This window comes from Janthinobacterium glycogeni (genome assembly GCF_051380725.1).
In the GTDB taxonomy this organism is placed as follows: domain Bacteria; phylum Pseudomonadota; class Gammaproteobacteria; order Burkholderiales; family Burkholderiaceae_D; genus Janthinobacterium.
Window position 1 is genome coordinate 44,795 of the sequence record NZ_JBNYXP010000010.1, and the last position, 20,202, is coordinate 64,996.

Annotated in this window: 16 protein-coding genes; 6 read left to right on the top strand and 10 right to left on the bottom strand. The window is 64.7% G+C overall.

What is annotated here, in order from left to right; genetic code table 11:
- Positions 1 to 41 precede the first annotated feature (41 nt).
- Together ACQ4W4_RS21420 and ACQ4W4_RS21425 are read left to right on the top strand one after the other, a co-directional pair.
- Positions 42 to 1,016, top strand: coding sequence for a thymidylate synthase (locus ACQ4W4_RS21420; RefSeq protein WP_436543680.1), 975 nt, complete (start codon positions 42 to 44; stop codon positions 1,014 to 1,016).
- On the top strand, positions 1,016 to 2,056 hold the full coding sequence (locus ACQ4W4_RS21425; protein ID WP_436543681.1) for an SMI1/KNR4 family protein: 1,041 nt from the start codon (positions 1,016 to 1,018) through the stop codon (positions 2,054 to 2,056). The genes ACQ4W4_RS21420 and ACQ4W4_RS21425 overlap by 1 nt, the downstream gene beginning before the upstream one ends.
- Here the strand turns inward: ACQ4W4_RS21425 and ACQ4W4_RS21430 are convergent.
- The 4 genes from ACQ4W4_RS21430 to ACQ4W4_RS21445 all read right to left on the bottom strand — a co-directional run bounded on the left by ACQ4W4_RS21430 (position 2,053) and on the right by ACQ4W4_RS21445 (position 7,779).
- Entirely contained in the window at positions 2,053 to 4,335 is a 2,283-nt protein-coding gene (locus ACQ4W4_RS21430) for a TonB-dependent receptor domain-containing protein (RefSeq protein WP_436543682.1), read from the bottom strand. The two genes, ACQ4W4_RS21425 and ACQ4W4_RS21430, sit on opposite strands and share 4 nt — an antisense overlap.
- Positions 4,336 to 4,519: 184 nt before the next feature.
- A complete protein-coding gene (locus ACQ4W4_RS21435) occupies positions 4,520 to 5,863 on the bottom strand; it encodes a VWA domain-containing protein (RefSeq protein WP_436543683.1) in 1,344 nt (447 codons plus the stop codon).
- Positions 5,864 to 5,872: 9 nt separating this feature from the next.
- Complete coding sequence (locus ACQ4W4_RS21440; protein ID WP_436543684.1) at positions 5,873 to 7,126, bottom strand: TerD family protein; 1,254 nt, start codon at positions 7,124 to 7,126, stop codon at positions 5,873 to 5,875.
- Between the two features lie 77 nt (positions 7,127 to 7,203).
- Positions 7,204 to 7,779, bottom strand: a complete 576-nt coding sequence (locus tag ACQ4W4_RS21445) for a TerD family protein (RefSeq protein WP_436543685.1) — start codon at positions 7,777 to 7,779, stop codon at positions 7,204 to 7,206.
- A gap of 207 nt (positions 7,780 to 7,986) precedes the next feature.
- Between ACQ4W4_RS21445 and ACQ4W4_RS21450 the strand changes: the two genes are divergently transcribed.
- The 4 genes from ACQ4W4_RS21450 (at position 7,987) to ACQ4W4_RS21465 (ending at position 13,416) form a co-directional block, all read left to right on the top strand.
- The gene (locus ACQ4W4_RS21450) at positions 7,987 to 8,784 is read left to right on the top strand and encodes an alpha/beta fold hydrolase (RefSeq protein WP_436543686.1); all 798 of its coding nucleotides are present in this window, start codon (positions 7,987 to 7,989) and stop codon (positions 8,782 to 8,784) included.
- Positions 8,781 to 9,266 (top strand): dihydrofolate reductase, encoded by a 486-nt coding sequence (locus tag ACQ4W4_RS21455; RefSeq protein ID WP_436543687.1) that lies wholly within the window; start codon positions 8,781 to 8,783, stop codon positions 9,264 to 9,266. Before ACQ4W4_RS21450 ends, ACQ4W4_RS21455 begins: the two co-directional genes overlap by 4 nt.
- A 238-nt stretch (positions 9,267 to 9,504) precedes the next feature.
- On the top strand, positions 9,505 to 11,769 hold the full coding sequence (locus ACQ4W4_RS21460; protein ID WP_436543688.1) for an Orn/Lys/Arg family decarboxylase: 2,265 nt from the start codon (positions 9,505 to 9,507) through the stop codon (positions 11,767 to 11,769).
- Between the two features lie 249 nt (positions 11,770 to 12,018).
- On the top strand, positions 12,019 to 13,416 hold the full coding sequence (locus ACQ4W4_RS21465) for a sigma-54-dependent transcriptional regulator (protein WP_436543689.1): 1,398 nt from the start codon (positions 12,019 to 12,021) through the stop codon (positions 13,414 to 13,416).
- A gap of 6 nt (positions 13,417 to 13,422) precedes the next feature.
- On the opposite strand, the gene ACQ4W4_RS21470 is transcribed toward ACQ4W4_RS21465, so the two are convergent.
- The 6 genes from ACQ4W4_RS21470 to ACQ4W4_RS21495 are packed head-to-tail and all read right to left on the bottom strand — an operon-like array spanning position 13,423 to position 20,190.
- On the bottom strand, positions 13,423 to 14,151 hold the full coding sequence (locus ACQ4W4_RS21470; RefSeq protein WP_436543690.1) for an amidohydrolase family protein: 729 nt from the start codon (positions 14,149 to 14,151) through the stop codon (positions 13,423 to 13,425).
- Positions 14,152 to 14,160: 9 nt separating this feature from the next.
- The gene (locus ACQ4W4_RS21475; RefSeq protein WP_436543691.1) at positions 14,161 to 14,811 is read right to left on the bottom strand and encodes a hypothetical protein; all 651 of its coding nucleotides are present in this window, start codon (positions 14,809 to 14,811) and stop codon (positions 14,161 to 14,163) included.
- Between the two features lie 46 nt (positions 14,812 to 14,857).
- Complete coding sequence (locus tag ACQ4W4_RS21480; protein WP_436543692.1) at positions 14,858 to 15,694, bottom strand: hypothetical protein; 837 nt, start codon at positions 15,692 to 15,694, stop codon at positions 14,858 to 14,860.
- On the bottom strand, positions 15,678 to 16,724 hold the full coding sequence (locus tag ACQ4W4_RS21485; protein WP_436543693.1) for an aminotransferase class I/II-fold pyridoxal phosphate-dependent enzyme: 1,047 nt from the start codon (positions 16,722 to 16,724) through the stop codon (positions 15,678 to 15,680). Before ACQ4W4_RS21485 ends, ACQ4W4_RS21480 begins: the two co-directional genes overlap by 17 nt.
- Before the next feature lie 20 nt (positions 16,725 to 16,744).
- A complete protein-coding gene (locus tag ACQ4W4_RS21490) occupies positions 16,745 to 18,895 on the bottom strand; it encodes a hypothetical protein (protein ID WP_436543694.1) in 2,151 nt (716 codons plus the stop codon).
- Entirely contained in the window at positions 18,892 to 20,190 is a 1,299-nt protein-coding gene (locus tag ACQ4W4_RS21495) for a hypothetical protein (RefSeq protein ID WP_436543772.1), read from the bottom strand. Before ACQ4W4_RS21495 ends, ACQ4W4_RS21490 begins: the two co-directional genes overlap by 4 nt.
- Positions 20,191 to 20,202: the final 12 nt, after the last annotated feature.

Sequence of the window (20,202 nt, forward strand, 5' to 3'; positions counted from 1 at the left end):
CGCCTGCGTTACAATCACCATCCTTACCGTTGGAGAAATACATGCAGCAATATCAAGATTTGATCAAGACCGTGCTCGAAACGGGCAGCTGGCAAGACAACCGCACGGGCATCCGCACCCTGAGCGTGCCGGGCGCCATGATGCGTTTCGACTTGGCCAACGGCAATTTTCCTGCCGTGACAACCAAGAAACTGGCTTTCAAATCCGTGATCGGCGAATTGTGCGCCTTCCTGCGCGCCTCGCGCAATGCGGCCGAGTTCCGCGCACTGGGCTGCAAGGTATGGGACCAGAATGCCAATGAAAACGCGCAATGGCTGGCCAACCCCTACCGCGAAGGCGAGGATGACCTCGGCCCCGTGTACGGCGTGCAGTGGCGCCAATGGCCCGCCTATAAACTGCTGGACGCAGCCAAGCCGGCGCAGATCGCCGACGCGCAAGCGAACGGTTTTACCGTGGTCGCCCCCATCGTCGAAGACGGCGTGCAAAAAGTATTGCTGTACAAGGCCGTCGACCAGCTGCGCGAATGCCTGGACACCATCATGACGAATCCCGGCAGCCGGCGCATCCTGTTCCACGGCTGGAACCCTGCCGTGCTGGACGCCGTCGCCCTGCCGGCCTGCCATTTGCTGTACCAGTTCATCCCGAACGCCAGCACGCACGAAATCTCGCTGTGTCTCTATGTGCGCAGCAACGATATCGGCCTGGGCACGCCGTTCAACATCGCCGAAGGCGCGGCCCTGCTGCACCTGGTGGCGCGCCTGACCGGTTACACGCCGCGCTGGTTCACGTATTTCATCGGCGACGCGCACATCTATGAAAACCACCTCGACATGGTGGAAGAACAATTGAAGCGCACGCCCTTCCCCGCGCCCCGTTTCGTCATTTCCGACCGCGTGCCCGACTATGCGAAGACGGGCAAGTACGAACCGGAATGGCTGGAAAAGATCGAGCCGTCGGATTTCTCGCTGGAGGGCTATGAACACCATGCGCCCATCAAGGCGGCGATGGCCGTCTGATGGCGGTCGCACCGCTGGCGGCCCTGCACCGCAAGCTGTTTGACGAAACGGATGGCGTCAAGTTTTCCAAGCTGAAAGACAGGCTGCTGACAAAGCATGGGGCCAGCGAACGGCTGGCCGTGCTCGCCATCCTCATCTGCTACGCCAAAGAAGGGCAGCTACTGCACTGGCGCGCCTTCCTGATGACGGATATCGTGCAGCTGGCGGAAGCCCATGAACATGCGGCATTTTTCGCCTGGGCATTGGCGCAGCCCGAGCTGGCGTACCGGGCCGTCGATGGCATGCTGAAAAGCATAGGCAAAGACGCGTATGCGCCGCTGGTGGCGCTGGCAGCATCCGGCGCCACGCGCCTGGAAGTCCGCGCCAGGGCCGTGAAAAGCCTGGCCGTCTTCAGCCGCCAGCCTTTCGATGCGGGCTTGCCCCGCGATCCCGGCCACTGGAAGGCGGAGCAACTGCGGCTGGACGCCGTGCTGGCCTGGCAGCGCGACGGCTACCCGGATGGCGCCGGCCATGCCGCACCGGCCACGCATGCGGCGCTGGACGAGCCGCGCACGCCGCTGGAAAAAGCGGCGGCCAAACTGGAGAACAAGCTGGCTGCCAGGCGCAGGAAAGAGCAGGACCTGGCGCAGCCATCGAACTGGCTGGTCATCGCCAGCGCCGCCGACATGGCCGGCATCGCGCAGCACTGGACCTTGCCGGAACACTACCGGCGCTTCCTCGCTTGCCATTCGCCGCTGCGCGTGCAGATCGACAGCCAGCAATATTTCCAGGGTTTGCACCTGTACGGCGCGGCCGACCTGATCAAGGCACAGCACGGTTACGCCTGGAATCCCGTCACGCAAGCGCCCATCGCCGGCTGGCCGGACCAGTATCTGGTGATCGCCGACGCGGGCGCCGATCCCTACTGCCTGGACCTGGGCGCCGCCGCCAATGGCGACGCGCCCGTGTACCATGCGCAACATGGCATGGGCACATGGCGCTTCGAGCGCCATGCGGACAGTTTCATCGACTTCCTGAACGAGATCGCGGCAGCGGCCTAGCCTGCTTCGCCTCCCGGCCCGCCCGGGCCGGGACCGCCTGGACCGCGTCCGCCCGGCGGACCGAAGCGCGGTTCACGGTCGCCCTCTTTCGCCGCCGATGTGGCGCCGCCCAGGCGGTACGACAGCCCCACATAAATCATGCGGCCATCGAAGCGCCGCGTGCTCGTCTCGCGCAGGGAAGCGCTGTTGATGACGGTTTCCATCTTGTTGCTGCTGAACACATCGGTCACGTTCATGACCAGGCTCAGCTGCGGGGTCACCGTGTGGCGCCAGCTCATATTCAGGGTGTTGTTCGGCGATCGGTAACCCTGTCCCGACAGCATCTTGCCTTGCATTTGCAGGGCCAGCTGCAGCTGGTTCCTGGCATCGAACTGGTAATTGAGGCGCGCGCGGCCGCTCAGGGCATTCGCCGTGCGCGTGCTGCGGTTGCCCAGATCGTCAGAACTCGTCTGCTGGCTGCGCGCCAGGTTGCCGCTCGTGTTCAGGGTCAGCGATGGCGTGAGCTTGCCGCTGACGCTGAATTCCAGGCCGCTCGAATGGCTGCCTTCGCCGTTTTCGCGCGTTGTCAGCAGCACATTGTCACTGATGAAATAGCGGTAATCGACGATGGCGTCCGTGTCGCGGCGGTGGTAGGCGCGCAAGCTGCTTTCCAGGCCAAACAATTTGGTTTCATAGCCAATCTCGAACGAGTCCGTCTGCGTGGGTTTCAGCTTCGGGTTGCCGGCCGACACATTGAACTCATCGCGGTAGACCACGTACGGATTCAAATCGCCCGCGCTTGGGCGGCGCAGGCGGTGCGCATAGCTGAAGCGCAGATTGCTCTCGTCGCTGACTTTATAGGTGGCGAACAGGCTGGGAATGTAGTTGACGTAATTGTTGCTCACCTCGACGCCGCTGGTCATCTGGCGCACGTTCAAGTCCGTGTATTCGGCGCGCAAGCCGGCCAGCGCGCCCCAGCGTTCGCTCAGGCGCATCTGGTAGGAACCGTACAGCGCGATGGTGCGCTCGTCGAGCTCGAAACGGTTGCTGCGCATGGGGTTGACGGTTTCCGCCAGGCTGCCCGGATGGATGTCCGCGTACAAGGTGTCGAAACTGCTCTTGTTGTCGGCCACCTTGTAGCCGAGCTTGGCCGTGCCGCCCGCCAGCGGACGCTCGTAGTCGCCGCTGAAGTCGACGATGCGGTTGCCCGTCTCGCTGTGCTGGCGCGCGCGGCTGTCGAAGGCGTTCACGGGGGCGACCGCGTAGGTATTGGCGTAATCGCTGTCGCTCTCGTTGGTTGACGACGACACGCGCAAGTCGATTTTCAGCGTTTCGCCAGGCAACTCCCCCTTGTGGTCGTAGCGCGCGCCCCAGCTGCTGTTGCGGCTGTCGCCGTTGCGCACGGTGCTGCGCACATAGTCGGCTATGGTGCTGCCGGCGCTGTCGCCATTGAGGTAGCGGTCGAGCGAACGCTGGTCGTTGCTGCGGCCGTTATATGACACGCTGGCGGCCAGGGTGTCGTTGGCGTTCAGGTTGTAATTGACGGTGCCGTGCAAGCCCAGCGAGTCGTTCAAGCCATTGCTGGTGGATTGCTGGCTGCTGGGCGCGAAAGCGCCCGTGCCACGGTCCAGGCGTTCGCGGCTGACCTCGGCCACGGAATTGCGGCCGTCATGGCGCACATTGATGCCGCCCTGGTAACCCCACGGCCCTTCGTTATAGGTGCCGGAGACGGAGCTGTTATAGCGTCCCGCGATGCCCGCATTCGCATTGACGGTGGCAAAGCCGCCCGGCTTGCGGTTGCGCCGCATGACCAGGTTCAGGATGGGGCCGCCGCCGGCTTCGTTGCCGAACTGGGCGCCGGGATTGTTGATCACTTCCACGGACTCGATATCGTCGGCCGCCATGGCATTCAGGGTGGCGCCGCGCGCATCGCCCTGCAACATGGCCGACGGCTTGCCATCGATCAATATCTGCACATTGCTGCTGCCGCGCAAGGACACGGACCCATCGGGATCGACGGCCACGGACGGCACATTGTTCAAGGCATCGGCCGCCGTGCCGTTCGTGCTGCCCACGTCGGACTTGACGTCGTAGACTTGCCGGTCGATGCGGCCAGTGGGACGTTCGGCCGTCACGCTGACGGTCGTGGAAGCATCGGCGGCGGGCGCCTTGGCCGATGCTGGCGCTGGTGCTGGTGCGGGCTTGACGGCGGTATCGCCGCTGACGGTTTGCGCCTGGACAGCGGCGCCGGAGACGAGCAGGCTGCCGCCCGCCAGGCAATGGAGAAGAAGTTTATGCATATGGCTAACAATAATCGAGACGCTACGGATGAGGCACTACGCCGCAGCGTGAGAGCACATGCCAAGCATGCCACGATTGCAAGGAGCAAAGCAAATGCGAACCATTGTTATTTACTTCAATTTACAAATCTCTTGCGCTTGTGGCATTACAGCCGCATCCGATGATCTCTGCCCTGCCTTGACGCTACCTCAGCAAGCCATTGCCGCGCGCCAGCTTCAGCCAGCCCGGATACTCCGTCATCAATAAATCATACAGTTCCGCATCGCTGTGCTCGTCGGGCGAGCTGACGGAAAAGTAATTGGCGTTGTCGACCAGGCGTCCCTGCAATTCGTCGAGTTTTTCCAGGAAGGGAAAGTCGGAATCGGCAAAGGCGGCGAGGAACTTGCTTTTCGACTTGCGTCCCTTGCCGATGCCCATGAATTGCCAAAAGATCGGCTCGTTACTGGCCCAGCGCAGCTGCTTCTCCGTTGTCGCCTGGTCGCTCGTGCCGCCATCGGTGACGAACATCACGTACACAGGCAGCTCGGCCGCGACGGGCCGCGTGCGCTCGCCGCCGCGGGCATCGGGGAAATAAAACGCGCGGATCGCCTGCATGGCGGCGCCATAGCGCGTGTCGCCTTCCAGCGGATGACGCTGTATGGCCTGGCCCACATAGGTATTGCAGTTACTCAAGGCCATCGGTGCCGGATGGTGGACGTTCTTGCCGAACAGGAAAACGTCGATCTCGCCATCGTCGTCGAACTTGCAGCCCAGGGCCAGGATGCGCTCGGCAAAGCGCTGCACCAGCCCCTCTTTGTATAGCCGTCCCATGGAGCCGGAAATATCGAGGCACAGGCACACCTTGGCCCGATGGTCGGACAGGCCCACTTTTTGCAGCGACACGCCCGCCTGCTTGACCAGGCTGACCAGTTGCGGCGCCTCGCGTTCGACGCGCTTTTCCAGGTTGATCTTCGCCTGCATGACGGCCGATGCCGCCGCAGGAGCGGCAGAGGTGGCAGAAGCGGCCTGGTCGACTTCGCCACCGAAGTGGCGCACCAGCGCGTCCAGGCCGCCATTGAAGCCTTGCCCCACGGCCATGCAGCGCCAGCCGCCATCCTTGCGGTAAATTTCTGCCAGCATGACGGCTTTTTCTTGCGCAAAATCACTACCGGCAAAGGCGAAGCGGGCCAGTTCGCGTCCGCCCGCCTGCAGGCGCACGTGGCCAGCTTGCAATTGCGACATCACGCCGCCGCCATCGATGGAGGCCGTCACGACGAGGCGGTCGATTCCGGCCGGCAAGCGCGCCAGCTGCAAGGCAAACGCGGCCATGTCGCCACCGCTGCCCGCGCGCGCTTCCACGCCGCCGCACGGCGTGCGCGGCTGGTTGAAAAAAGTCATGTAGCGCTCGTCGGACAGCTTGCCGGCCGCGTCGAGGCCGAAACAGGCCACGTCCAGCGCCAGGCCCTGCGCGGCGACGCCGATGTCCAGCACGCCGTCGGGAACGAGATTAGCCAGCGGCAAGCGCTGCCCCTTGGACAAGGTTTCCATCAGTGTCTCCTAGGCGATATAGCGGCGGGGATTGTCCGCATTGCAATCATCTTCATCTTCCTTGTCCTCGCCCTTGAAGACGACGGGACCGTTGAAGGCCAGTTGCAGGTTCTCGCCCTGCCAGCTCAGCCACGGCGTCGCTTCGCTGCCCGGCTCCGACGTCTTGCCGGACGGCTCGAGAATGATGCTGTCGGGCGTGATGCGCGCCATGCCGATCACATAGGTGTAGACCGTGTCGTCGTCGGCCGCCTTGGACAGGCGAAAATCGAAGTCGCACTCGACGATCTGCTGGCCGTATTGCATCACCATCTTCGGCCGCATGGAGGCGACGGAAACGGCGCCATTGGCCACCGCCGAATACACGCTGAAGACGAGGCCCACCGTGCCGCCGTAGTGTTGCGCCAGCGCGGGATTGACTTCCACCGTTTCCGTGGCCGGCTCCTTGCCCGACGCGCCCGCCACGTCGCCCAGGTGGCGCACGAAGGGCATGGCGTCAAAGTTGCCGGGCGTATCGGGCGCCTGGATGAAACGCATCTGGCCGTTCGGCAAGAGGATGCCGACGCGCAAGTCGAGATCGTCGTTATCGTCATCGCCATCGCCGTTATCGACCCAGGTGGCCTTGACGGTCAGTTTGCTCGGCGCGCCCGCGCCCTTTTCCAGCGACACCTTGTGCGTCTGGCCCGCCTTGGTCAGCGAGATTTTCGACAGGGAAATCTTGGGTGCCGGCGCCGGTTCCGCTGCCGCCTGCGCCACTTCGCCGCCGAAATGCGCGACCAGCGCGTCGAGGCCGCCATTGAAACCCTGGCCCACGGCCATGAAACGCCAGCCGCCGTCCTTGCGGTAGAACTCGCCCAGCATGACGGCTTTTTCTTGCGCAAAATCAGCACCAGCATACGCAAAGCGGGCCAGCTCGCGCCCGCCGTCGAGCAGGCGCAGGTAGCCGCTGCCCAGCTGTGCCATGGTGGCCGCGCCATCGATGGCGGCCGTGACGACCAGGCGCTCGATGGAAGCAGGTAAACGGTCCAGCTGATAGCTGAAGCCGGCCGCATCGCCGGACGGCGCCGCCGCTTCCACGCCGCCGCACGGCGTGCGCGGCTGGTTGAAGAAAGTCATGTAACGGTCATCGGACAGTTTACCAGCGGCATCGAGGCCGAAACTGGCAAAATCGAGCGCCACGCCGGCGCTGACAAGGCCCAGTTGCACGACGTTGCCCGTGACGAGGCCGGACAGCGCCAGGCGCTGCCCCTTGATCAGGTTTTCCATGGAATCAGGGAGAAAGAAAGGAGGGACAGAACCGGGCAGCGATGCCACCCGGCACATTTTACGCAAACAATTACTTTTTATGCATTAATGCCGAACGAGCGTGCCAGAGGGCCGAGTCCGCCTTTGAAACCCTGGCCGATGGCCTTGAACTTCCATTCGCTGCCGGCGCGGTAGATTTCGCCGAAGATCATGGCCGCTTCGGTCGAGCCGTCTTCCGACAGGTCATAGCGGGCGATTTCCGCGCCGTTGTCACCGTTCAGGCAGCGGATATAGGCCTTGCCCACCATGCCGAAGTTTTGCTTGCGGTTTTCCGCATCGTGGATGGTGACGGCCACGGCAATCTTGTCGATCTCGGCAGGCACGTTGGCCAGGTCGACGGCGATTTTCTCGTCGTCGCCATCGCCGCCGCCCGTCGTGTTGTCGCCCGCGTGGACGATGGAGCCGTCAGCCGACTTCAGGTTGTTGTAAAAAATGAAATCGGCGTCGGAACGGGCCTTGCCGTCCGTTTTCAGCAGGAAGGCGCTGCCGTCCAGGTCGAAAGCGGCGCCATCGGTGGCGCGCGGGTCCCAGCCCAGGCCAATCACGATTTTCTTCAAGCCAGGAGCTTCCTTGCTCAGGTTGACATTGCCGCCTTTTTGCAGACTGATCGCCATGGTAATTCCTCTTTGTTTAATGAGTGGGTTGCATTCGGTGTTTCAGGTCACGTCGCCGGGTCCCCGGCTTGATGAGCCATGAGCCTACCATAAAGTTCCTGCTTGTCAGCCGCGCACTATTGAAAATAATGCCATGCGAAAATACCAGGCCGCTGCCCGGATGCGCAAAATGACGGATAATGCCGCTCGACAAAAATTTTCACCGTCATGAGCGACTTGAACCCAGGCTTGTCCGTGCACCATACCAAGATACAACTCGACTGCATCCCCGGCACCCTGTGCGACGAACGCCTGTGGTCGCGCCTGGCGCCATTGCTGGGTGACAACGTTGATTTGCGGCACGTTCCCCTGCACCAGGCCCGCACGCGCCCGCAGATGCAGGAGCTGATCGCCGGCCGCAGCGCGCCGCAAGCCCATCTGGTGGGTTTTTCGCTGGGCGCCTACCTGGCGCTCGAACACGCGCTGGCGCACCCGCAGCGTGTGAAATCCCTCACTTTGATCGCCAATTCGGCCAAAGGTTTGCTGCCGGCCGAAATCGAAGCGCGCCAGCGCATCGTCGCCATGCTCGAGCGCAATGCCTACGCGGGCATCACGCGCCAGCGCCTGCGCGAACTGCTGCACCCGTCGCACCTGGACGATACCGCCATCACGGGCCTGATCCAGCAAATGGGGCTGGACCTGGGCAAAGACGTGCTGCTGGCGCAATTCATCACCACGATAGCCCGCCCCGACCTGATGGAACGCTTGCCGGAGCTCAATTTCCCCGTGCTGATCGTGGGCGCCGAAGATGACAAGCTCGTCAACCCCGACGATTTGCGCGCCATGGCGGAGCGCCTGCCGCAAGCCACCTTGCACATAATGAAAGACAACACGGGCCACATGATCCCCCTGGAAGCGCCAGGCACGCTGGCCGACGCAATGCGTGCGCATCTGGAGGCCGCCGGCAATTTCAACGATAATGACGGGCATCGGGCTTCGCCCCCACCTCTTTCACGGAACCAATGAGCTTACTGACCATCATCGTCGCCACCGACCAGCAAGGCGGCATCGGCATCAACAATACGCTGCCATGGAAACTGCCGGAAGACCTCGCGCATTTCAAGCGTTTGACGACGGGCCACCCCATCCTCATGGGCCGCAAGACCTTCGATTCCATCGGCCGCCCGCTGCCGAACCGCCGCAACATCGTCATCACGCGCAATCCGGACTGGCGCCATGAGGGCGTGGAAGCGGTATCGTCGGTGGAAGCGGCCATCGCCCTGCTGGACGGCGCCGAAGGCTATGTCATCGGCGGCGCGGAAATTTACCAGCAGGCACTGCCCCTGACACAGCGTTTGATCATCACGGAAATCGGCCAGACCTTTGATTGCGACGCGTTTTTCCCCGCCGTGGACCATGCTGTCTGGCAAGAAACCGCGCGCGAGGCCCATGTTTCTGAGAAATCCGGCCTGCCTTACGCCTTTGTCACGCTGGAACGCAAAGCCTGATAAGGTAATGTAGATAGCCAGAATGTTGCTGTAATACCCCTGTCACACCCATGCGTCACGCTAGCGTACGCTTGTGACGCTTTGATGCGATATTTTTTTCCCGCAGACGCCGCATTTCTGCGAGAATCCCGTTCTTATTTTTTTTCTGCGGCTGCCGGGTTGTCCTACCGCCTGACCGTCGCGCCCTAGTCCGCCCCTTCACATCTGTCAGGGGCGGCTTGCTTTTTTGGAGACATGCATGAAATTTCGTTTCCCCATCGTCATCATTGACGAGGATTTCCGTTCTGAAAATACGTCCGGCCTGGGTATTCGCGCCCTTGCCGCCGCAATGGAAAAAGAAGGCATGGAAGTGCTGGGCGTGACCAGCTACGGCGATTTGTCGCAATTTGCCCAGCAGCAATCGCGCGCGTCAGCCTTCGTGCTGTCGATCGACGATGAAGAATTCGGTGCCGGTTCCATCGAGGAAACCGATCATGCCTTGAAATCGCTGCGCGCCTTCGTCGAGGAAATCCGCTACAAGAACGCCGACATCCCCATTTATCTGTATGGCGAAACGCGCACCTCGCGCCACATCCCCAACGATATCCTGCGCGAACTGCATGGTTTCATCCACATGTTCGAAGATACGCCGGAATTCGTCGCGCGCCACATCATCCGCGAAGCGAAATCGTATCTGGACGGCCTGTCGCCGCCGTTCTTCCGCGCGCTGGTGCACTACGCCAACGACGGTTCCTACTCGTGGCACTGCCCCGGCCACTCGGGCGGCGTGGCCTTCCTGAAGTCGCCGATCGGCCAGATGTTCCACCAGTTCTTCGGTGAAAACATGCTGCGCGCCGACGTCTGCAACGCCGTCGAGGAACTGGGCCAGTTGCTCGACCATACGGGCCCTGTCGCCGCGTCCGAGCGCAATGCGGCGCGCATCTTCAATGCCGACCATTGCTATTTCGTCACCAACGGTACGTCGACCTCGAACAAGATGGTGTGGCACTCGACCGTGGCGCCCGGCGACATCGTCGTCGTCGACCGCAATTGCCACAAGTCGATCCTGCATTCGATCATCATGTGCGGCGCCATTCCCGTGTTCCTGATGCCGACGCGCAATCACCTGGGCATCATCGGCCCCATCCCGCTGCATGAATTCACGCCGGAAAGCATTGCCCGCAAGATCGAGGCGAACCCGTTCGCGCGCGAAGCGAAGAACAAGAAGCCGCGCATCCTGACCATCACGCAATCGACCTACGATGGCGTGATCTACAACGTGGAAACCCTGCGCGAAATGCTGGACGGCAAGATCGACACCCTGCACTTCGATGAAGCATGGCTGCCGCACGCCACCTTCCACGATTTCTACAAGAATATGCACGCCATCGGCAAGGACCGTCCGCGCGCCAAGGAATCGATGATCTTCTCGACCCAGTCCACGCACAAATTGCTGGCCGGCCTGTCGCAGGCCTCGCAAATCCTCGTGCGCGAATCGGACACGGTCAAGCTGGACCAGGACGCCTTCAACGAGGCTTACCTGATGCACACCTCGACCTCGCCGCAGTATTCCATCATCGCCTCGTGCGACGTGGCCGCGGCCATGATGGAAGCGCCGGGCGGCACGGCCCTGGTGGAAGAATCAATCATGGAAGCGCTCGATTTCCGCCGCGCCATGAAGAAGATCGACCAGGAATGGGGCCAGGACTGGTGGTTCCAGGTGTGGGGGCCGTCGACCTTCAACGACGAAGGCATGGGCCAGCAGGAAGACTGGATGATACGCGCCGAGGATGACTGGCACGGCTTCGGCGACCTCGCTCCCGGCTTCAACATGCTCGACCCGATCAAGGCGACCATCGTCAACCCGGGCCTGTCGCTGGACGGCCAGTTCGGCGACACGGGCATTCCCGCGTCCATCGTCACCAAATACCTGGCCGAGCACGGCGTCATCATTGAAAAATGCGGCCTGTACTCGTTCTTCATCATGTTTACCATCGGCATCACCAAGGGCCGCTGGAATACCCTGTTGACCGCGTTGCAGCAATTCAAGGACGACTACGACAAGAACCAGCCGATGTGGCGCATCCTGCCGGAATTCGCGGCGGCCAACCCGCGCTACGAAAAAATGGGCTTGCGCGACCTGTGTCAGCAAATCCACGATTTCTACAAGGCCTACGACGTGGCCCGTCTGACGACGGAAATGTATCTGTCGGACATGATCCCGGCCATGAAGCCGTCGGACGCCTTCGCCAAGATGGCGCACCGCGAAATCGAGCGCGTGGCCATCGACGAGCTGGAAGGCCGCATCACGTCCATCCTGCTGACGCCGTATCCACCGGGCATTCCGCTCTTGATCCCGGGCGAGCGCTTCAACAAGACCATCGTCGACTACCTGCGCTTCGCGCGCGACTTCAACGAGCGCTTCCCGGGCTTCGAGACGGATGTGCATGGTCTGGTGAAACGCGAAGTCGATGGCAAGCGCGGCTATTTCGTCGACTGCGTCAAGTTGGACGAGAACGTCTAAAAATCGTCCATGGCGGCGTTGCATTGCCTCGCCGTACTATTCGTACTGTCTTCGGCAATGCGCCTTGCCCTGAACGTTTTTAGCCATTCTTGTGACGTTCGTCAAAAACAGTGATGCCGCTTAGCGCCGCCTGATGTGCATCAGGCGGCGTTTTTCATTGTGCGCCTCCCGCGCACGCTTGTGCCAGATCAAACGGCTGGGGTATCGGGCTTCTAAGATGGGCCACTCGTGCCCTGTGACGGCTGGCAGATGATGCTCAAGGTATGGCTGGAAATCGTGCAGCAGGCGGCGGCTGGCAGTGGCGCCTTGCTGGTGACGGCCTTGAAGCAGGCTCAGGTAACTGTAGCCAGGCGGCACGATAGCGAAGAGGATGGCGCGGGCATCGTACTGTTTGCCGAGGCCGATGCCGCACTGCTGCAGGCGCTGCCGGCGCTGTGCGGCCATGCCCGCGTGCTGGCCATCGCGGCCTGCGGCAAGCCTCCCAGCGGCGCGCAAAAGCGCGCCCTGGTGGCGGCAGGCGCGCTCGACGTGCTGCTGTGGCCGGCGGGTACTGTCGATGCGGGCCAGGTGCTGGCGCGCCTGCAGCGCTGGCACGCCGTGGCGCAGCTGCTGGCATCGAACGCCGTGCGCCGGCAGTTGGTCGGCGACAGCCCATCCTGGACCGCCTTGCTGCATCAGGTGGTGGAAATGGCCGCCTTCAGCCAGGCGTCAATGCTGATCACGGGCGAGACGGGCACGGGCAAGGATTTGCTGGCGCAACTGGTCCACCGCCTGGGCAACTGCAGCGGCGACTTCACCATCCTCGACTGCACCACCCTGTCGCCGGAACTGGCGGGCAGCGAACTGTTCGGCCATGAACGGGGCGCCTTTACGGGCGCGGCGGCCGCGCGCGACGGCGCTTTCGCCCTGGCCGACGGCGGCGTGCTCTTTCTCGATGAGGTGGGCGAACTGCCGCTGCCGCTGCAGGCGCAGCTGCTGCGCGCCATCCAGGAACGCAAATACAAGCGCGTGGGCGGCAATACCTGGCAGCCAACCCAGTTTCGCCTCGTCTGCGCCACCAACCGCGAACTGGAAGACGAAGTGACGCGCGGCGCCTTCCGCGCCGACCTGTATTACCGCATCGCCGGTTGGCGTTGCCAGACGCCGCCGCTGCGCGAACGCCAGGACGACATCCTGCCGCTGGCCCGGCATTTCCTCGCCGAACTGGCCCAACAAGAGCCGCCCCCGCTGGACGCCGCCGTGCGCGAATACCTGCTGCTGCGCGATTATCCGGGCAATGTGCGCGAACTGCGCCAGACCGTCACGCGCATCTGGCACCGCCATTGCGGCCCCGGCCCCATCACCATCGGCGCCCTGCCGCCCGACGAACGGCTGCTGACGCCGGCCTGGCCCGACCAGCATTTCGAAGCGGCCGTGCGGCGCGCCCTGGCCCAGGGCTGCAAGCTGTCGCACATCACGCGCTGCGCCGCCGACGTGGCCATCCGCCTGGTGCTGGCCGAGGAGCACGGCAACAACCAGCGCGCTGCCGCCCGCCTGGGCGTGACGGACCGCGCCCTGCAGATACGCCGCAAGGCGGCCGCCTGCGCGGCGCAAGCCGCGACTGTCGCTACGATTGCGATCCCGCCGGCCACGCCGGCCGCCCTTTGATCCGCCTCACGCCAGCCGCGCCAGTCGCAAAAAATTACCGCCCGTGATCAGCGCCGCATCCAGCGGCGGCAAACCCAGCAAATGAATCTTGTGCAATTCCAGCCCCGGATGCAACCAGGGGCCATCCGAACCGAACAAGACCTTGTGCGGCCCCGCGCGGCGCACGGCCTGCTCCAGCAAATCGAAGCGGCGCACGCCGGAGCTGTCCGTATAGATGTTGCGGTGGCGCGCCAGATGGTCGATCAGCGCCAGCTGCGCCGCCCAGTCGTCGCTGAAGCTGCCCAGGTGGGGCAGGATGAAATCGACGTCGGGATACTGCTGCGCCAGCAGTTCGGCCACGGCCACCTCGCCGGCCGGGTCGTACAGCACGGGCAAGCCGAAGAAGCGCGCCGCGTCGCACAGCTCGCCGCTGATGCGCGCGTCAAACCGATGCGCCTTGATGCCGACAAAGCCATAGCGTTCGACAGCCGTGCGCACCAGGTCCATGATGCGGCCCCGGTCGCGCCGCGCATGCACGAAGGCAAAGCCATAAAAACGCTGCGGATCGGAGGCGACCAGGCGCGCCACGCCGTGGTTGGCGATCGCATAATCGGAGTGAAAGGCAGCGAACAGCACGCTGCGGGCGATGCCGGCCGCCTGGGCCCGGCGCAGATAGGCGTGCAGCGGCGCATCGCTGTCCCACGGCCCGCTCAAGCCGTCGCCCGGTCCCGCATGGCAGTGGCAATCGATGATCATCTTGCCGTGCTATTGCCAGTCGCCCATGACGACGATGCGGCTGCCGCGCCGGCGCCAGCGCCCGCTTTCTTCTTCCTGCTGCGGCGCAGGCGAGCGGAAATGCGGCAATTGCTGGTGCAAGGCCCGCGTCAGCGCGCTTTCCACGGCGCGCGCACTGCCATCGCCCTCGGCCGCCAGTCGCGCCGCCTGCCCCGCGATGCGCACGAAGCGGCGCGCCAGCGCCAGTTCGCGGTCGGCCGGCGCCTCGGCTTCCATTTCCAGCTCCAGCGCAGCGCTGGCCGCGCGTCCCAGGGCCGAACCGAGCGCTGTGCCCACGCCCGGTATCGGTATCATCGAACCGAGGGCGCCGCCGACAAAAGGCAAGGCCGTCTTGGCCATGGCCTTCAAGGCGCCGCCCAGGGGCTTGGCCACCTTGGCGATGGTCGAGCCCACCTTCTTGACGCCCTTCCAGACGCTTTTGAAGACATTGCCGAGAAACTGCTCCAGTTCCTCCTCGCTGGCCACTTCCAGTAATTCCATGGCCAGCTGCAATTCTTCCTCTTCGCTCAAGACGGCCGGCGCGCTGCCCTTGCCGGGCCAGTCCGGGCCGAATTCCAGCACTTCAAACGCGGCGCCGGCACGCTGCCGGCATTGCGCGCATGCGCATTCGAGTTGGTGCATGATGCTCTCCTTCGCAATGATCAAGGCGTGGCCGCCAGGTCCACATTCAACTCCACATTTCACCGAGCACGGCCAGTTCCAGTTCGCGCCGCTGGTTGGTCAGCACGCCGCGCTGGTTGGCGAACATGTCGTCGTGGATGCGCTGCTCGATGCGGCGCCGCTGCGCCGCCGATGACAGGGGCGCCACATACACCTGGTGCCCGCTCAGATCCACCCCCATCATCTGGCCGCACAGGCGGTGCTGCAGCAAACGCCGGTGCAGATCGTCCGTCTGGCCGCTGTAGGCGCGGCGCCGCCCGCCCGCATCGAACTCGATCACATACAGGCCCGCCCCCCGGCCATTCGGGTCGCGCAGCGCATTGGCCAGCGTCCCCAGCGCCAGGTAATTCAGGGCGGCCGCTTCCGGCACCCGGCCCATGGTGCCGGCCAGGGTCGGCGGGATTTCGCCCTGCTGCTGGTCATCGTCCTGCCCCTGGTCGGCGCCCTGATCCTGCCCCTGGTCCAATCCCTGCTGGTCGTCGAACGGCGGTTCCGCCACGGGATAGGGCGCCGGATAAATCGTCGGATAGATGGCCGGGTAGCCGCCCCAGCCCAGGTAGCGCGGCGGCAGATAGGGCAAAGGCTGGGGAGGAAAGCGGGGCGGACGGCGGCCCTGCCCCTGGTAGCGCGGCGGCATGGGGCGGCGCGGGCCGCGCAACGGTGGCCGCGCGCGCAGTCCGCCGCCACGCATGCCGCCGCGCGCACCACCGGCTTGCCAGCGCTCGCCCTCCCATTCGGCCTCGTCCTCGCCTTGCCACTCCTGCGACCACTCCCCCAGCCATTCCTGCTCGCCGGCCGCTGCTGGCTGCCCCGCAAAGGACAGCATTTCAAACGTGTCGTTCATATCGCCTCCTGATGTGATGTTCAAGCAATTCCATCGCCTGCTCCAGTTGCCGGGGCGTCTGGTCGGCCCGCAGCAGAAAAGTCAGCGCGCCGGGACCTTCCCCCGCTTGCGCCAGCGCCAGCACGCCCGCTGCGCGCAAGGCCGGCTGCAAATGGGCGCGGCCGGGCAGGCGCTGCACGGGAAAGCTGCCGCCCCGGCAGGCGATGCCGGCCGCCGCCATCCCCGTCCGCCATTGCCCCACCCGCTCCGCCAGCCTGGCGCGCAGGGCGTCGCCATGCTGTGCATTGAGAGTCAGTGCGCGCCGCGCCGCCGCCAGCACGGCGGCCGACGGCGGACTGGCGTGCACGCGCGTCTGGCTGTGCGCCGCGAAGCGCCGCAACAGGGCACCGCTGCCCGCCAGCACGGCCAGCGGCACGCCAAATCCCTTGGCCAGCGAAGCGCCGACGATCAAATGGCCGCCCGCCTGGTCGCAAGCGCCCTGCAAGCCGTGCAGCCGCGCCGAACCGCCGCCTTGCGCGCCCGCCACGCCCAGCACCTGCGTGTCGTCGAGCAGCAGATAGCCGCCGCCCTGGCGCGCCAGGGCGGCATAGCCGGCCAGCGGCAAGACCTGTTCGCTGCCCGGCACATAGCCGTCGGCCAGTATCAATGGACGCCGCCCTTGCCGGCCCCAGGCAGCCGCCAGGCGCCGCAGCGCCGCCATCTCGCCGCTGGGAAACAGTCGCAGCGGCAAACCCAGCGCCTGCGCCCGCTCGGCGCCCCAGCGCGCGATGGCGTAGCTGCCGCCATCGACGAGGATCACCAGCCGCTCGGCAGCGAGCATGCCGAACAGGTCCCAGAACAGGTGCAGGGTCGACGGCAGCACGCAGGCCGCCTCGCAGCCTTGCAGGGCCGCCAGGCTGGCTGCCAGCGCCTGCGCGCCGGGCGGCTCGCGCAGCGCGGCCGGCTGGCCCAGGGTCAGGCTGCTCCACGGCGCCAGCGCGGCCGCTGGATGACGCATGCCCAGGTACAGGGCACTGGTAAAGTCGAGCATGCACGCGCCCCGCTCCCGCCCTAGACGCTGCGCAGCTGCTGGCTCAGGCGCTGGCGCAGCAACACCGAAGGCATGGTCGCTTCGACCACCGGGTCGCTGCTGTCGACGGACAGATCGACCCCTGTGGCGGCGCGGTAGCCGTGGATATAGCCCTGCACTTGCGGCCGCCAGAAGCGCGCCCAGTTGAATGCCTGGGTCGGCTCATAAATGTCGCTCCAGTTGCCGTAGCGCACGGAGAGCAGCAATTGCTCGCCAAAGATGGCCAGGTTACGGAAATGCATGACGCTAGTATCGGTCCAGCCCTGCAGTTTCTTCATGGCGTCGACCCGGTCCATCCACGGTTCCGGATACGCGACCATCACGCGCGTGGGCAAAAATTCGCGGAATTCGGGCCGCGCCAGCATCCACTGCTGCATCAGCATCTCGATGCGCGCCGTCGACGGCAAGTCGCCGAACTGGTTATGCGCGCCCTGCGACAGGATCAGGTGAATTTCCTTCAAGGCATTGAGCACGGGGAAGGCGTCCGCCTTTACGGTGGTGTCGTCATCCTGCTTGTAGAACGAAGTCAGCAGGCGCAGCAAGTGGTGGAAGGCCTCCAGGAACTTGGAGCGGCTGTCGGCTGGCCGGAAATGCTGCACCGCCTTGCCATCGAGACGCACGCCGTAATGGTGGTCGTACTCGTAGTTGCGGCGCACCACGGTCAGCCGGTGCTGCTCATCCTGGGTATAGCCCCACAGCAAGTTGTTCAGGGGCCGCAGCATGTCGATTTCCGTGTTCGACAGGGGATCGAGATGGTTGCCCGGCGCGCGCAGGTTCTGGAAGCGCTGCGCGATGGCGTTCATGGTTTGCACCAGCATGCCCTCTTCGTGCCAGTACGACCAGATCAGTTCCAGCAGGCACGGATTGGCCAGCTTTTCCTGGATGATGCCAAAGCACAGGTCGACCTCGCCTTCCTGGCCGCGCGGGATGCTGATGGGGATGTCGGGCAGCTTGCGGCGGATCACGGCCAGGTAGGGCAAGGTCTGGAAGCCGTCGATGTTTTCCAGGTAATCGTTGCGCAGCACGGTTTCCAGGTCGCGTCCTTGCGGTATGTCGCGCCGGTCCAGATAGGCGTTGTCCTCGGCCGGATTGAAGGCCAGCGGTTGATTCAGCACGCCGCAATTGACCATCACGAACGCTTCCGTCGCCACTTTCAGCACGCGGTAGGAATCGGCATCCGAGAACGGCAGCGCGCGGCGCTGCTTGAGCTGCTGGAACATGTCGGCCTTCTTCACGAAGCGTTCCTGCTCGAAGCCCCGTACGCTGGCCAGGTCGCCGCAAAACAGGCTGTCCATGAAATGCAGGTAATTGGTAAACGACATCGCCTCGGTACTGTTGCGTATCAGGGTCCACAGCGGCAAGTCTTCCGTCGGCTCCGTTTCCGTGCGCGTCAGCGATACGCCCACGTTGCCGGTGATGGGCTGCGGCTGACGCTCTTCCGTCTCGTATTCCGCGTCGAGCGCCAGCATGGCGTGCGGGCTCAGTCCTTCCGGCACGGGCAAGGCGCTGCGCAGTTCGGGACGCTGCGACAGCATCATCTGTCCCATGAAGCGGTGCATGCCGGCGCGCCGCACCGGCGTGGAAAACGCGTTCGCGACGCCGCGCATGGGCACCCACGGCGCGGCGGCCAGCACCTGCACCTGGTCGCGCCCGTCGGTGCTCTGATCGCCATCAAACGAGACGGTGGCGATGGCCCGGTCGCCCACCCTGCCGAAATTGCAGTCGCTGGGATGGCAGTCGGGCGTTTCAAACGCCAGCGTCACCTGCGGGTTGAGCTGGGGCGTGAAGCACAATACGGCGCTGCAGCCGGCCTGCACCGTCACGCACTGGGGCGCCGTGGCGGGGAAATTGCCATACACCCCCACGTAACTGCCCGTCATCAGGTCGGTAAACACGGTGCCGCCACGCCCGTCCGTCCAGCGCACGCCCACCAGCATGGCGGGATCGGGCACCCAGGTGGCGGCATTGAACAGATGGCAGTCAGCCTCGGCTCCCCGGTACAGGCTGACGGCCGCGTTGACGACCATGGCCCCGCTGTCCTTCTCGTGTACGGTGACCGCGATGCTGCCGCCGTGGTGTTTCGGACCCGCCTGGCCCGCCCCTCTGCTTTTGCTACTCATCTTGCTGCTCATGTCGTTCTCCTCAATGGATAATCAAACGGCCTGCCGGACTGGCGGCCATGCCGCACGACGTCGGCGCACAGCTCCGACGTGTCCAGGGTGCTGCGCAAGGCCCAGTGGGTCAGCAAACGCCCCAGCAGCTCGCTTTCGTCTTCCGGACTCAAGGTGCCGCTGGCGCGCGCCTGGCCCAGCACGGCGAATACCAGGGTCGGCGCGGCCTCGTACATCTGCGCCGGCGCCAGGGTCCAGCTGCGAAACTGCTGCGCCAGCATGGCGGGCTGGCGCGTGTGCACGGCCATGGCTTCGACCAGCGAGCCGCCGCGCAAGGCGGGCGGCCGGTGCTGCACCAGCAAGCCCACGAGGGCCGCCATGCTGGCCTCCAGCTGCTCCAGCAGCCGCTGCCGGGCCGGCGGCAGGCCGGCCAGCGGGTAGTACGACAGCCACAGCTGCTCCAGCCGGTCCCATTGCGGATGCGGATACAAGGCCCGTCCCATGGCGCAGCTCAGGCGCACCCGCAGCCATGGCACCGGATGGGGATCGTCGATATTGAGGCGGAAGACAAACACGCGCGGCAGGCTGACCACGCCGATCAGGCCCAGAGTGGCGGCCACGCCGACCCGCGCCAGCGACCAGAAATCGGCCACGATCTCGGAAATCCACCGCTCCCACAACTGCCACACGTGCACCAGGCCGCTGCCGCCGTGCTGCATCGCTTGCAGCACGGGCCGCAAGGACGCCACCAGGTCCAGCAGCGCCGCACCCTGGTGGCCTACCTCGTGCACCAGCGACGAAGCGATGCTGCTGCCGATCATGCGTTCGCGCGGCAGGCGGATGATGGCGACGGGATTGTCGCCGCCGCCCGGCAGGCGCGTGCGCGCGCGGCGGATGGCCGCGCCAGGGCCCCGGTCCAGGTAGCAGATCACGGGCGGCGCCTGGTACACATTGCCGGGCAGCGCCAGCGCGTCGGCGGCAACGATGTCGAGCCCGGCCAGCCACACGCCCGTCTTGTGTTCGCTGCGCTGTGTGATGACTTCGTTGAACAGGTCGAACTGGGTCAGCGCGGCATTGAATTTCAGGCGCAGGAAAGTGAAGCGGCGCTGCGCCTCGGCGGCCGTGGCCATGCTGGCGCCATCGGACTGCTCGCGCCGCAGCCACCGCTGGAACTGGGCCACCATGCGCCGCAACTCGCGCCGGCCCTGCACCAGCTGGCTTTCGATGGCCGACTGGGCGCTGGGCATCAGGGCGGCCGCCAGCACCGTCGGCTCGATCAGCGCGAACGGTTCCAGCCGCGCCAGCCGCGTCAGCAGCGAGCGCGCCTC